The sequence below is a fragment of the Streptomyces rugosispiralis genome, assembly GCF_024505145.1.
Classification (GTDB): Bacteria; Actinomycetota; Actinomycetes; order Streptomycetales; family Streptomycetaceae; genus Streptomyces; species Streptomyces rugosispiralis.
Map to the genome: position 1 here is coordinate 27,079 of NZ_JANIAA010000035.1, position 13,628 is coordinate 40,706.

Genomic DNA, 13,628 nt, shown 5'->3' on the forward strand with positions numbered 1-13,628 from the left:
TTCTTCGGTTGTTGCGCGTGATTCCGCCGAGCGGCCTCAGTACTTCTGTCGGCCACCCGGGTAGCGGACCGGCTTTCTGCACTCCGGCGCGTCCTCGGGCGCGGGCTCGCCGCCGAGCGCGTAGCACAAGGCGGCGTGCAACTGCTCCGCCTCCACCACCGTCAGCACTAGCGATGCCAGGGATGCGCGACCGGGCCGGAGGACTTGAAGCGGCAGCTCGAACAGACCGTCTTTGCCGGGACGCAGACCGCGCCCCGGTGCGGGACCGACCTGCCAGCCTTCCGAAGCCCTACTCATTCGGCTTCTTGCTCGTCTGAGTCGGTCCGTCGCTCTCGCACTCGCCGGGCCCAGGAAGGCGCCCGCCGCGACTCTCCGCGATCCGGAGAGCGTCTTGTAGCGCTTCGATCAGACGGTTCGAGAGGTAGCGGAGTTCTCGCGGGTCCGCCTTCCGGTCGCGAAGCAGTAGGCGAGCGTGGCCGATGAGTTCGGCGCCCATCTGAAGCTGGACCGCTTCCATCTCGTCGGCCAGCCGTGACAGATACCCCGTGCCGTCCTCATCCGACATCAAGTAGCACGGCTTCCCGGCAGGGCCGGGCCACGGAAGCAATCGCGGTTGCGCACTCACCTGACCACCACCATCCCGTGCGGCGCGCACAACAGCTCCACCCGAGGCACGTCCTTCCGACGCTCATGAGCCACCAGATACGGCCGGACAAGCTGCACGTCCTCACCTCGCAGCACCGGCTTACGCGACACCTGGTGCACGCGAGGCAGTTGCAACGTCGGGGCATCAGTACAGTCCACCGGCCGACATGCCCCAACCGTGCGATGACGTCCCCGGCCGGGCCTTAGTACTCTCGCCAACGGTTCGAAGACCCTCCCGATACAGTTCCGCATGTCGACCTGCTTTCCTTTGACTCAGGTTGGCCACGCCCCGGGGCGCACGCCCGCGTCGCCGGGGTCCTGTGGCGGATGAAAAACCGGCTGAGTATTCATGCTGGTGACATGCGAAGCCCCCAACTTTCACAGTTGAGTGAAAGCCGGGGGCTACTGCGGTGAAAGTGTCAGAGGCCCACCCAGGCGGCCAGGTGATCCAGGCTGTCCGGGGTGCGACGGGACAAGTGGATCAGGCCCCGGATGGTCTCGCGAGCGCCCGCGTGGTACCTGGTCTGCTGCGGCGCCAGCTTCCGTGCGGTCACGATCGATTTCAAGGCCGCTTCAGAGCGCCCCGCTTCCATTTGGGCCCGTGCCTGGTCCACGTAGAAGTGTGCGGCGCGGGAAAGAGCCCAGTCCTTCGGTATCCGCACCTTCGCGGCTTCTTGCAGAGCTTCGCCGTAGTGCCGCATCTCGACATGGGCTGACACCGCGTGGACGGTGACATTCGTGGGGCCGAAGGACAGCCAGTGCACGTCCGTTGCTTCGCCTGTCCGGTCCGCGTAAGACCGGGCCTCGGTGAGGTGGTTCTTCACCGCGTCTTCGTCATGAGCGCGGGCAGCGATGATGCTTGCCCCGAGGTGAAGCTGCCCGGCAACGGCATGCCGCTCTCGCGTCTGCGGAGACTGCTCCAACAGCCCCTGCCCGGAGGCTACGAGCCGCTGACCGATGGTGTACTCGCCCTCTCGGAAGTAAACGAGGGCCCGCATGTACTGGCGCACCGCGGAGAGCAACGGATCGGATGCCTGCGAGGCAGCCCAGTCCATACGGTCCAGAGCCACCGTGGACAGATCGTAGTAGCCCAGCTTCACGGCCAGGTCATGCGCGGTGCGGTAGGTACTCGACAGGGCAGCCCACAACTCTGACGACGGCGTCCGATACGCGGCTGTGGTGATCTCCGCCATCGTTCCTGGGAGATCAAGAGCGGCGTCATGGAGCTTCGTGGCCCGGACCTGCTGACACAGGGTTTGGGCAGCGGCGACGAGCTGAGGAGTGGGGCGCGGTGTGATCGCCGGATCGGCCCCGAGGTCGTAGAGGTCGAGGGCTTCACGGATCGGGCGGACCAGCGCGGCCAACCGGTCCTGCTGTAGCTCGGTTACGTAGGGCTGGCCCGTCAGCGCCGTGACGTCGATGCACAGCGCTTTCGCCACAGCGGCGACCAGGTCGGGGCTGGCTGGCTTGTGCCCGGACTCAACCTGGGTCAGCAGGCTGTAGGAGTAGGGGACTTTCTGGGCCAACCCTCGCTGAGTCAGACCAGCCCGTTTCCGGTGATGTGCGATCCGAGCGCCCGTGTGCTCGTCGTCGGGGAGCGGCATGCATGCCTCCCTTTCGTGACTCACTCAACGGAAACGCTACCCGCCCGGCCACGGCAGAAGACGTTGAACGGCGATCTCAACCCCCGAGCGGACAGGGTTTGCGGATGAAGGGTGCCACACGGTGGACTGCCCGCATGACCGCGAACCGTGTCCTCTACCTGTTCGGAAGCGCCGCCCCGCCAGTGCTGAACATCGCTGGTGTCATCGAACAAGCGCAGGCGGCCGACTGGGATGTCTGCCTCGGGTTGACCCCCACGGCCGCGCGCTGGCTTGACGCCGAGCTGCCGGAGCTGGAGGAGCTGACCGGACACCCGGTGCGCAGCCAGTACAAGCTGCCCTGGGAGCCGGACGTCTGGCCTCCCGCGGATGTAGCTGTGCTGGTACCCGCCACCTTTAACACGATCAACCAGTGGGCCCTGGGGATCACCGAGAAGTTCATCGTCGGATTCGTGGCCGAGGCCATCGGCAAGGGCATCCCCACTGTGACCATGCCGTGCGTCAACGCCGCCTACGTCCAGCACACCCAGTTCGACACCAGCGTTGCCGCGCTCCGCGCGATGGGGGTACGCGTGCTGTACGGGGAAGGCGGATTCGTACCCAACAAGCCGGGCCAGGGTCGACCGGAGAACTATCCGTGGCACCTGGCCCTCGAAGCCGCCGCTTCAGCCGTCAGCGGGCGCGATCCTCGCAGCGCATGAGCCGCCCCGGACGGTGCAGCCAACGGGCAGGCGAGCTCACGGCCGCCTGACGGGCACAGCACGAAACCGCTAGCCCTCTGGCCAAGGTCAGGGGGCTAGCGATCGTTGCAAGGGGCGCGTGTCAGCCTTGCTTGGGTCCGGTTTGCTGTACGACCTCGAAGGACCACAGTGTGGAGCCCGAGGCGGCGGGCTTCTGCTTCGGGGCGTCCTCGCCGCCGCGCTGGTGGGCGGCCTTCATGGGGCCCTCCATCCAGGCTTGGAAGTCCTCCTCGCTGCGCCAGCGCGTGTAGACGAGGTAGGTGTCAGTCCCTTCGACGGGACGCAGCAGTTCGAACCACTCGAAGCCGTCGGAGTTCTCGACCGTCCCGGCCCGTGCGGCGAAGCGCTTCTCCAGCACCTCGCGCTGTTCCTCCGGGACCGTCAGCACATTGATCTTGACAACACTCATGCCCTCATCTTGCCCCACTCCCGGGGGCTACGGTGATCGCGGTCTAGTGGTACATCTGAGTACCTGTTGCGGGCGCAGCAGCTCGAACCACTCGAAGCCGTCGGAGCCCTCCACGGCCCCGGCGCGCGACGCGAAGCGCTTCTCCAGCACCTCGCGCTGTTCCTCCGGCACGGTCAGCACATTGATCTTGACTACGCTGGGCACTAGACACCTCTCACGCGACGGGCGCCGGGTCGGCGCCCTGGTCTGGACTCTGTGCGCAGTCTCCTACATCCAGAGGTCAAGGACGTGTGAAGGCCACGGTCAGTGGGTGATGACGACCTTGCCGAAGCGTGGGCCCTTCTCGAAGTGCGCGAACGCCTCCGGGGCCTCCTGGAACGGGAAGACGCGGTCGATGACGGGCCGGAGCCGGTGTTGGTCGATGGCCTTGTTCATCCGTTCGAAGTCGCTCCGGCTTCCGACGCTGATCGACCGGAGGGTCGCGGCGCGACGGAAGAACCGCGACACGTCCATGCCGCCGCCCGCCGCCAGATTGCCGACGAGGGCGATCTGGCCGCCGTGGGCGACGGCGTCGATGGACTGGGAGAGCGTTCCGGCGCCGCCGATCTCGACGACGCGGTCGGCGCCGCCGCCGGTGAGTTCCCGTACCCGCGCGCCCCACTCCGGTGTGCTGGTGTAGTCGACGGCATCGGATGCGCCGAGAGCGCTGAGGCGCCGGGCCTTGGCGTCGCTGGACGTCGTGGCCAGGACGCGGGCGCCGGCCAGGTGGGCGAACTGCAGCGCGAAGACCGAGACCCCGCCCGAGCCCTGGACCAGGAGAGCGTCCCCCGGGCCGACCCCGTGCACGGCCGACCACGCGGTGAGCGCGGCGCACGGAAGCGTGGCGGCTTCCTCGAAGGACAGCCGGTCCGGCACGGCGACCAGGCTCTGTTCGTCGAGGGCGAGGTATTCGGTGAGCCAGCCGTCGCGGTGGGTGCCGCGCAACTGCCCCCACTCGGGGAACGGGCCGTACAGCCAGGTCGGGTGGAAGGTGCCCATGACGCGGTCCCCGACGCGGAAACGCGAGACCCCTTCCCCGACGGCCTCCACGACGCCCGCGCCGTCGGAGAGCGGGACGCGTCCCGGCGGGACGTCGACGGAGTACCGGCCGGCGACGATGAGCAGATCGCGTGCGTTGAGGGAGCTGGCCTTCACTCGTACGAGTACTTCGCCCGCCGATGGGCTCGGCACCGGGCGCTCCGCCGAGGTGATCAGGTCACCGCCCGCTCCTACCTGAAATGTGCGCATTTCCCACCCTTCGTTGGTATGTCGCCTCCACGATAGGTACGCTCGGCTGGACGATCTGTATCTTGGCGTCCGGCGTTTGGCGCAGATCGTCCAGGAGAGGCTGAAGGGGTACAGGGACGTGGATGTGGATCCGGTTGACGACCTTCTCGCCACGATGAAGATCGAGGACGCGCGGTATGTGCGGGTGGACGCCCGCTCACCGTGGGGAATCTCGTTCCCTCCCCGGCATCTCGCCCGGCTGGTCCTGATCTCCCGTGGTACGTGCCTGCTCGTCGCGGACACGCTCGCCGGGCCGCAGCGGCTGGAGGCGAACGACTGCTTCCTGGTTCGCGCGGGGGTGAGATTCACGCTTCAGGACGAGGCGGGCAGCGAGATCGTGGACTGCGACGGACTGGTCTCCCAGGCCCCCGGCGGCTCGGCGCGGGTCGGTGGTGACGGTGAACTCACGCAGATCGTCTCCACCCGGTTCGCCTTCGACGCCGTGGCGGCGGAACCGCTCTTCGCGCTTCTGCCGCCGGTGTTCCGGCTGAATCCGGACGACGCGTCCAGTCAGCTCCTGCGCACCACGTTCGACCTCATCGCGCGGGAGAGCGCGGCGGGTGGGCTCGGTGGTGGCTTCATCATGAGCCGTCTGTCCGATGTGCTCTTCGTCCAGGCGCTGCGGACCTGTTGTGCGGATGTCGGTGGCGGGACCGTCGGCTGGATCGCCGCGCTGCGGGACCCGCGACTGGCGGTCGCCATGGAGAAGTTGCACGCGGACCTGGCCCATCCGTGGACGGTCGACGAACTCGCCCGTACGGCGGGGATGTCACGCTCGGCGTTCGCCGCCCTGTTCAAGGAGAGGACGGGGGACACCCCACTGGGCTACCTCACGGCATGGCGCATGTACCGGGTCAAGGTTCTGCTCCGCGAGACGCCGCTGAGTGTCCAGGAGGTCGCCGTCCGGGTTGGCTACGACACCGGCAGCGCGTTGAGCCGTGTCTTCTCGGGCAGGGAGGGCGTCACCCCCGGCGCCTGGCGGAAGCTGACGGCCCGTTGAGACGCCATGGCTTCGCCGCCGAGCCCTCAGCCGTGCAGCCGCAAACCCTTCGTCACCTTGTCCACCTGGCTGCGCGACCCATAGACCGCGAGGCCCACCAGGTTGAGCGCGTCGGCGTCGACGGCGCGGACCGTGGCGCGGTTGTCGTCCTCGTTGTCGGTGGCGAAGAGCTCCTCGGTGTAGAGGGACATCGGCAGGTCGCGGGAGAGGGCGCGGGCGTGGGTGCGGGTGAGGGCGGGGGTGTCGGCGGTGTAGACGAGGACCGGTTCGCGGAACATCGGAAGGTAGACATTGCCCGAGGCGTCCTCGTACGGCTTGCCGACGATCTCGTCCGTGGCGTGCGCCAGGCCGCTGGAGAGGAAGGCGGTCACGTTCAGCTTCTGCCAGTCGGCGAGGTCGGAGCGGACAATGACGGCGATCTTGGTGTCGAAGCGCATGCCGTCACTCTCGCCACTGACGCGACCTGCGGTCTTGAACGCTCGTGCGCCACGGCACAATGGATCCGTGGGTGCCGTCGGAGAAGGGGAGCGGGGCCGGGAGGACTGGGCCCGGTACTGGCGCGACCCCGACCGGCCCGTGGAGGCCATGCACGCGCACTTTTTCAGCCATCGGTTCCATCCCCACAGCCATGACACCTATTCCTTCGCCGTGACCGAGGCCGGCGCCCAGCGCTTCCGGTGCCGGGGTGCGCTGCGGACCAGCGGGGCCGGGATGGTGATGGTCTTCAATCCCGACGATCCGCATGACGGGGAGGCGGCGGCCGAACTCGGCTACAAGTACCGCATCGTCCATATAGGTCCCGATGTGGTGCGGGATGTCCTCGCCGATGTGGCCGACAGCGCGGACGGCCGGGCGGCGCTGCCGCTGTTCGACCGGCCCGTGGTCTCCGACCCCCTGCTGCCCCGCGCCCTGCTGCGGCTGCACACCGCCCTGGTCGGCGGGGCCGGGCCGCTGGTGCGGGACGAGCGGCTGACCGCGGCCGTCGGGGTGATGGTGCGGCGCGGGGCCACCGGGCCGCTGTGGGTCCGGGAGCTTCCGGACGGGAGCGGTGAGCAGGCCAGGGCGGCGCGGCGGGCCAGGGCGCTGCTGGAGGAGGCGTACGCGGAGGAGATCCCGGCGGAGCGGCTCGCGGAGGCCGCCGGGTGCAGCCGCTTCGCGCTCTACCGGGCGTTCCGCGCCGCGTACGGGATGGCGCCGAGCGACTTCCAGCGGCAGCTCCGGCTGCGCCGGGCGCGCGGGCTGCTGGTGGCGGGCAGCAGCGCGGCGGAGGCCGCGGCCCAGGCGGGGTTCGCCGATCAGAGCCATTTCCACCGCTGGTTCGTGCGGTGCTTCGGTGTGACGCCGGGAACATTTCAGCGCGCGGCGAGTCCTGATTCGCGGCACACCCCGCGGCCCTGATGAAATTGGCCCGGACCATACGGACCCACGCGGACCGCGAGGAGCCTGCCAAAGCCTGACATCTTTCGGACAACCCCGGACGACAGTCAGGTGAAGAGGGGGTGTTCGGCGTCTGAGTAGTGGGCTCAGTAGGGTCTCCAGACATCCGGGACAGATGAAGAGAGCGAGTGGGGGAGCGGCACGGCGTGGCGAACGTTGAGCGGAGCGGACTGGGGAGAAGCCCGGACACGGGGCCGGCCCCCGGTGCCGTAGGGGCGCGGACGCCACGGACCAGAATGGGTCTCGCGGCGCTGTGGCTCCTGGCGGGCCTGCTGGCGGTCCGTCAGGCGGCGGCGGTGTTGCGGCTGCCGCCCGATGAGCGGCTGACCGATCTGGAGACCTGGATCGGCGACCACGGGGTGCTGCATGTCAGCGGGTCGCTGTACGACGGGGACTCCTTCACCGGCACCCCGTTCTCCGGGCTGGTCCTCAAACCGCTGACCCGGGCCGCCGAGCAGAGCCTCGGGGTCGCCTGGACCTTCGGCACCCTGCTGCTGGTCGTGGTCCTCGGGCTGGTCGTGGCCCGGTCGCTGCCCGGCCCGGTCTCCCGGCGCACCTCGCTGATCGCCGCACCGCTGGCCATCAGCCTGCTGGTGCTGTCGCTTCCGGTGCGCAACACCTTCACCCTCGGCCAGACCAGCATCATCCCGGTGCTCCTGGTCGTCCTCACCGTGCTGCCCAGAACCTCCGGGCGGCAGGCCGGTGTGCTCATCGGAGTGGCCGCGGCGCTCCAGCCCGCGCTGCTGCTGTTCGCCGTCGTGCTGTGGCTGATCGGACGGCGTCGGGCCGCGGCGCTCGCGGGCGCGACGTTCGCCGTGTGCACCGCGCTCGCCTGGGCGGCCATGCCGCACGACTCGTGGACGTACTGGGGGCATCACATCGGCGGCTTCGGGCTCGGCGCCCCCGCCGACAGCCTGGCCAACCAGTCGCTGCACGGGCTGCTGCTGCGCATCGGCCTCGAGGGTCCGATGGAGCTCGCGCTGCTGACCGTGCTCGCGGTCGCGGTGGCGGTGATCGGCCTGCGGCGCGCGGTGCGCTACGCGGCGGACGGGCAGCTGCTGCTCGCCGCCGCCATCACCGGCAGCGTGGCGCTCGCGGTCTCGCCCACCTCCTGGCTCCACCAGCAGCTGTGGATCCTGCTGGCCGTGGTCGGCCGGGTGGGGCGGCGCGGCTCCGACCGGCTGGTGTGGCCGGTTCTCGTCGTCCTGGCGATGACGCTCAACCGCACCGCGCTGCTGCCCGACATCGAGATCCTCGGCCATATCGGCTACAATGCGCCGCTGCTCGCGGCGCTCGCCGCCGCCTGTCTGGTGCCGTTCCTCTCCCGCACCTCGCCGCGGTGGGACGACCCCGAGCCGACGCCGGTCGCCGAACCGGCCAGGAGCCGCTTCGCCTGGCTGTCGCTGCTGCGCATCCTCAAGCGGCCGCTGTCCCGCCCGAACCTGATGCTCGAGCTGGTGCTGATCCGCGTCGGCTACTTCGCCTACTCCTGGATCCGCGGCCATGCCCCGGACGAGCGCAGCGTGGCCGAGGGCCACGGACACCAGGTGCTCACCCTCGAGGGCTGGCTGCACATCGACATCGAGCACTGGTTCAACGCCATCGTGGCCGACACCGGATGGCTCAAGGACTTCATGAACTGGTACTACAGCACGTTCCACTTCCTGATTCCGCTGTCCCTGCTGGGCTGGCTGTATCTGCGCCGCCCCGCGACCTACCGCTGGGCCCGCACCCCGCTGGCCTTCGCCACGCTGCTCGCCCTGGTCGGCTTCTGGCTCTACCCGCTGGCCCCGCCGCGGCTGATGGGGCTCGGGTACGTGGACACCGCGCACGGCCCGCAGGACCTGAACAACCCGGACTTCGGCGCGCTCACCAAGCTGTCCAACCAGTACGCGGCCATGCCGTCGCTGCACGTGGGGTGGTCGCTGTGGTGCGGGGTGGTCATCGCGATCGTGGCGCCGTACGTCTGGGCGAAGGTGCTCGGCATCCTGTACCCGCTGCTGACCACGGCGGTCATCGTGGGCACCGCGAACCACTATGTGCTGGACGCGATCGGTGGCGCGGTCATCGTCACGGCCGGGTTCGCGCTGCAGTACGTGTTCCTCGGCGTGGGCAGGCGCCCGCACGAGGAGGCGCCACCGCTGTCGGCGACGATGGGCGCCGCGGTCGCCCGCGCCAGAGGGCTGGTACCGGGGCTGGTACGGCAGCGCAGCGGACAGCACGACGACGCCGAGCCCGCGGAGAAGACCCGATCAGGGGCCGGTGACTCCCCCGAAAAGGGGGCTGGGGCTCGCGTTGAGCGGCATGACCAGCGGGTCTAGCGTGGTGAGAAGGGGGCGCGAAGGCGTGAAAACGCGTTAAACGGGGGGATCCGGGAATCGAGACGGGGAGCGGGGACCCCGACCGAGGAGGGATCAAGGATGTCCCTGGTGAAGGCAGTAACCGCGGCGGTCGCGATGGGCGCCTCAATGGCTATCGCGACACCCGCGGTGGCCGCGCCGCCGCACCCCTTCGTCTTCGTCCACGACAGGTTCCAGCCGGCGTCGGAGGCGAAGCACGCCGATGCGGTGACGTACGACAAGTCGCTGGTGCCGACGACCGCGTCGGTGTTCATCGCGGAGGCGCGGCTGAGCGGCAAGGGCATGATGCACCACGAAGGTGGGGAAGGCCACGGCCAGTACCCGATGCACAAGGGCACGTTCGTGTTCATCAGCGTGCGTGGCCTCGCGGCCGACCACCACTTCGGGATCCACGTCCATACGAAGCCGTGTGGCACCAAGCCCGACGCGGCGGGGCCGCACTACCAGAACAAGCGGGACCCCAAGCAGCCCTCGACCAACCCGAAGTACGCCAACCCGCACAATGAGGTGTGGCTGGACATCACCACCAAGAGCAACGGCAAGGGCTGGGCCAAGTCCTGGGTGAAGTGGAACTTCCGCTCCGGTGGGGCCCATTCCGTGGTGATCCACAAGCATGCGACGGGCACCACGTCGGGCAAGGCCGGGGAGGCCGGCGCCCGGGTGGCGTGTGTGAACGTGCCGTTCAAGTAGCCGCGTTCGGGGACGTCTCGGGATTTCGGAGGGCGGCGGGCCTCACGGCGGTAGCAGCCCACCCTCCACCGAGGCGTCCCTGATCTCCTCGTACAGCGCGCGTAGCGTCTCGCTCACGGCCACCCGCGGCAGATTCAGCCCGTCCAGCGCCTCGGCGTCCACGGGCGCGTGGCTGTCGGTGGCCATGTCGTCCCAGCCCTGGCCGGTCAGGCAGCGCATCAGGGTGGGGTTGAGCCGGTCCACCCCGCGCACCAGGCACGCCTCGGGCGTACGGCCCTCCTCGTACTCCCGCCACAGCGCGAGGAGTTCGGCCCCGAGCGGCGCGGGGAGCGAGGCGAAGCGCGGCGGTTCACCGCCCGCGGCGCCCCGCTCCACCGCGTCCATCTCGACGAGGTCGTGCATCAGGCACAGCTTGAGCATCTTGGTGAGGTCGAGCCGCTGTCCGGCCTCGCGCTCGAATTCGGCGTGCAGGATCCAGCTCACCATCGCCAGGTGCCAGGAGTGCTCGGCGACGCTCTCCTTGCGCTCCGGGGTGGCGTTGTTGGCGCGCTCGGTCTCACGGAGGCGGGCGGTGAGGGCTATGAAGTCGAAGAGTCTTCGCCGGTCGCCCGCCGCGCCGTGCGGGACGTACATCTCGCTCATGGCGGTCAGTGTGCCCCCACCGGGTGGGTTGTGGGACTCCTGGCGCGGCACGATCAGCTTACGTGTAGGTCACCCTCAGCTCCTTGATCCCGTTCAGCCAGGCCGAGCGCAGCCGCCGGGGCTCACCCGCGAGCCGGATGTCCGGGAGGGTGTCCGCGATGGCGTTGAAAATCAGCCGGATCTCCAGCTCCGCCAGGCTCTTGCCGAGGCAGAAGTGCGGTCCGCCGCCGCCGAAGCCGAGGTGGGGGTTGGGGTCGCGGGTGATGTCGAAGACCTCCGGGCCGTCGAAGATCTCGGGGTCGTTGTTGGCGGACGAGTAGAAGACGCCGACCCGCTGTCCCGCCTCGATGCGCTGTCCGCCGAGTTCGGTGTCCTGGGTGGCGGTGCGCTGGAAGGACATCACGGGGGTGGCCCAGCGCACGATCTCGTCGGCGGCGGTGGCGGGGCGCTCGGCCTTGAACAGCTCCCACTGGTCGGGGTGGGTGAGGAAGGCGTGCATCCCGTGGCTGATGGCGTTGCGCGTGGTCTCGTTCCCGGCGACGGCGAGCAGTAGCACGAAGAAGCCGAACTCGTCCGAGCCCAGATTGCCCTCGTCCTCCGCGGCCACCAGCCGGCTGACGATGTCCTTGGCCGGGCACGCCTTGCGGTCGGCGGCGAGGTTCATGGAGTACGAGATCAGCTCCATGGCCGACTCGGCGCCGATCTCCTCGGTGATGGCCAGTTCCGGATCGTCGTACGCGACCATCTTGTTGGACCAGTCGAAGATCTTGGACCGGTCCTGCTGGGGAATGCCGATCAGCTCGGCGATCGCCTGCAACGGCAACTCGCAAGCCACATCGGTGACGAAGTCCCCGCTGCCGCACTCCCTGGCCCCGGCCACGATGCGGCCGGCGCGGTCGCGCAGGGCGTCCTCGAGGGCGCGGATGGCGCGCGGGGTGAAGCCGCGCTGGACGATCTGGCGGACCCGGGTGTGCTCGGGCGGGTCCATGTTCAGCATGATCAGCTTCTGGACGTCGATCTGATCGCGCTGGATGTGCTCGTTGAAGCGGATGATCGCGGTGTTGGCGTGGGAGGAGAAGATCTCCGGCCGGGTGGAGACCTCCTTGACATCGGCATGGCGGGTGACGGCCCAGTAGCCGTCGTCGTCGAAGCCTGCCACGCCGTGTGGCTGGGGGATCCAGCACACGGGCGCCGTCTGCCGCAGCCGGGCCAGCTCCGGGAGTGGCACCCGATGCTGATGGAGGTCGGGGTCGGTGAGGTCAAAGCCTTCGGGGAGCGCTGGGCAGGACATCGGCCACTCCAGGTATCTGACGGCCTATCAGAAGTGTCCGCAAGGTAGTAACGGGTTCTACAAGTAGCAAGAGAAATCGCGGCCATTGTTTCGGGGGACCAGTGCCCCTCGAGGTCCGCTCAACCCCTGCACAACCCTTGCGCCGCCGGGCCGGGCCTCAGCAGACTGAGCTGAATAACTAGAACGCGTACTAGTTCTGGCGCGGGCGCTGCCGGGAGCCCCGCGGATGCGATGAGAGGACGAGACAGCCATGGCCGCCGAACCCGTCATCGTCGAAGCAGTCCGCACGCCCATCGGCAGGCGCGGAGGCGCGCTCGCCAACCTCCACCCCGCCTATCTGCTCGGCGAGACCTACCGCGAACTCCTCGCCCGCACCGGCATCCAGCCCGACTGCGTCGAGCAGATCGTCGGCGGCACGGTCACCCACGCCGGGGAGCAGTCGATGAACCCCGCGCGCACCGCCTGGCTGACGATGGGGCTGCCGTACGAGACCGCGGCGACGACGGTGGACTGTCAGTGCGGCTCCTCGCAGCAAGCCAATCATATGGTGGCCAACATGGTCGCCACCGGTGTCATCGACATCGGCATCGGCTGTGGCGTCGAGGCCATGTCGCGGGTGCCGCTGGGCAGCGGCTCCAAACACGGTCCGGGCAAACCGTTCCCCGAGGAGTGGAACGTGGATCTGCCCAATCAGTTCCAGGCCGCCGAACGCATCGCCCGCAACCGCGGCCTGACCCGCGAACAGGTGGACGCCCTCGGGCTGCTCTCCCAGGAGCGGGCGGCGCGGGCCTGGGCCGAGGAGCGGTTCAAGCGCGAGACCTTCGCGGTCCAGGTGCCCACGACGGAGGAGGAGCAGACGGCCGGCGAGGGCATGTGGCGCGCCGTCGACCGGGACGAGGGGCTGCGCGACACCAGCCTGGAGGCGCTGGCCGGACTCAAGCCCATCATGCCCACCGCCGTGCACACCGCGGGCAACTCCTCCCAGATCTCCGACGGCGCCTGCGCGGTCCTGTGGGCCTCCAAGCGCATGGCCCGCGCCCTCAAACTCCGCCCCCGCGCCCGCATCGTGGCCCAGGCCCTGGTCGGCACCGATCCGCACTTCCACCTGGACGGGCCGATCGACGCGACGAAGGCGGTCCTGGGCAAGGCCGGGATGACCCTGAAGGACATCGACCTGATCGAGATCAACGAGGCGTTCGCCTCGGTGGTGCTCTCCTGGGCGCGGGTCTTCGAGCAGGATCTGGCGAAGGTGAACGTGAACGGCGGCGCGATCGCCCTGGGGCACCCGGTGGGGGCCACGGGGGCGCGCCTGATCACGACGGCGCTGCATGAACTGGAGCGCGCGGACAAGGAGTTCGCGCTGATCACGATGTGCGCGGGCGGGGCGCTGGCCACGGGCACGATCATCCAGCGGCTTTAGGGGTCCTTGCACTATGCCCGCCCGGGTCGCGTGCGCTCATAGTGCAAGGACCCCTTAGAGGCGGTCA

At 69.1% G+C, this 13,628-nt stretch carries 12 protein-coding genes and 1 pseudogene; 6 read left to right on the forward strand and 7 right to left on the reverse strand.

Going from position 1 to position 13,628, the window contains the following annotated elements; translation table 11 throughout:
- Positions 1-1,064 precede the first annotated feature (1,064 nt).
- Entirely contained in the window at positions 1,065-2,249 is a 1,185-nt protein-coding gene (locus NP777_RS35375) for a helix-turn-helix domain-containing protein (RefSeq protein WP_256654282.1), read from the reverse strand.
- A gap of 134 nt (positions 2,250-2,383) precedes the next feature.
- Between NP777_RS35375 and NP777_RS35380 the strand changes: the two genes are divergently transcribed.
- The gene (locus tag NP777_RS35380) at positions 2,384-2,947 is read left to right on the forward strand and encodes a flavoprotein (protein WP_256654283.1); all 564 of its coding nucleotides are present in this window, start codon (positions 2,384-2,386) and stop codon (positions 2,945-2,947) included.
- 121 nt (positions 2,948-3,068) lie between these two features.
- Here NP777_RS35380 and NP777_RS35385 read toward each other — a convergent pair whose 3' ends face one another.
- The 3 genes and pseudogenes from NP777_RS35385 to NP777_RS35395 all read right to left on the reverse strand — a co-directional run bounded on the left by NP777_RS35385 (position 3,069) and on the right by NP777_RS35395 (position 4,682).
- Positions 3,069-3,395: an antibiotic biosynthesis monooxygenase family protein gene (locus NP777_RS35385; RefSeq protein ID WP_055550692.1), complete on the reverse strand. Its 327-nt coding sequence runs from the start codon at positions 3,393-3,395 to the stop codon at positions 3,069-3,071.
- Positions 3,396-3,464: 69 nt separating this feature from the next.
- A pseudogene (locus NP777_RS35390) lies at positions 3,465-3,599 on the reverse strand (antibiotic biosynthesis monooxygenase family protein); the annotation flags it as partial.
- A gap of 99 nt (positions 3,600-3,698) precedes the next feature.
- On the reverse strand, positions 3,699-4,682 hold the full coding sequence (locus tag NP777_RS35395) for a zinc-dependent alcohol dehydrogenase family protein (protein ID WP_256654284.1): 984 nt from the start codon (positions 4,680-4,682) through the stop codon (positions 3,699-3,701).
- A 124-nt stretch (positions 4,683-4,806) separates the two neighbouring features.
- Here NP777_RS35395 and NP777_RS35400 point away from each other — a divergent pair, with 124 nt between their 5' ends.
- Positions 4,807-5,721, forward strand: a complete 915-nt coding sequence (locus tag NP777_RS35400) for an AraC family transcriptional regulator (RefSeq protein WP_256654285.1) — start codon at positions 4,807-4,809, stop codon at positions 5,719-5,721.
- Positions 5,722-5,747: 26 nt separating this feature from the next.
- Here NP777_RS35400 and NP777_RS35405 read toward each other — a convergent pair whose 3' ends face one another.
- Positions 5,748-6,158, reverse strand: a complete 411-nt coding sequence (locus tag NP777_RS35405; RefSeq protein ID WP_256654286.1) for a DUF2000 domain-containing protein — start codon at positions 6,156-6,158, stop codon at positions 5,748-5,750.
- Between the two features lie 148 nt (positions 6,159-6,306).
- Between NP777_RS35405 and NP777_RS35410 the strand changes: the two genes are divergently transcribed.
- The 3 genes from NP777_RS35410 (at position 6,307) to NP777_RS35420 (ending at position 10,208) form a co-directional block, all read left to right on the forward strand.
- Positions 6,307-7,119: an AraC family transcriptional regulator gene (locus NP777_RS35410; protein WP_256654345.1), complete on the forward strand. Its 813-nt coding sequence runs from the start codon at positions 6,307-6,309 to the stop codon at positions 7,117-7,119.
- 275 nt (positions 7,120-7,394) lie between these two features.
- A complete protein-coding gene (locus NP777_RS35415; RefSeq protein ID WP_256654287.1) occupies positions 7,395-9,479 on the forward strand; it encodes a bifunctional glycosyltransferase 87/phosphatase PAP2 family protein in 2,085 nt (694 codons plus the stop codon).
- Positions 9,480-9,578: 99 nt separating this feature from the next.
- Complete coding sequence (locus NP777_RS35420) at positions 9,579-10,208, forward strand: superoxide dismutase family protein (RefSeq protein ID WP_256654288.1); 630 nt, start codon at positions 9,579-9,581, stop codon at positions 10,206-10,208.
- A 42-nt stretch (positions 10,209-10,250) separates the two neighbouring features.
- Here the strand turns inward: NP777_RS35420 and NP777_RS35425 are convergent, their stop codons facing one another.
- Both NP777_RS35425 and NP777_RS35430 read right to left on the reverse strand, forming a co-directional pair.
- The gene (locus NP777_RS35425; RefSeq protein ID WP_256654289.1) at positions 10,251-10,850 is read right to left on the reverse strand and encodes an HD domain-containing protein; all 600 of its coding nucleotides are present in this window, start codon (positions 10,848-10,850) and stop codon (positions 10,251-10,253) included.
- A 58-nt stretch (positions 10,851-10,908) separates the two neighbouring features.
- Positions 10,909-12,141: a cytochrome P450 gene (locus tag NP777_RS35430; RefSeq protein ID WP_256654290.1), complete on the reverse strand. Its 1,233-nt coding sequence runs from the start codon at positions 12,139-12,141 to the stop codon at positions 10,909-10,911.
- Positions 12,142-12,391: 250 nt separating this feature from the next.
- Between NP777_RS35430 and NP777_RS35435 the strand changes: the two genes are divergently transcribed.
- A complete protein-coding gene (locus tag NP777_RS35435) occupies positions 12,392-13,561 on the forward strand; it encodes a steroid 3-ketoacyl-CoA thiolase (protein WP_256654291.1) in 1,170 nt (389 codons plus the stop codon).
- Positions 13,562-13,628 lie beyond the last annotated feature (67 nt).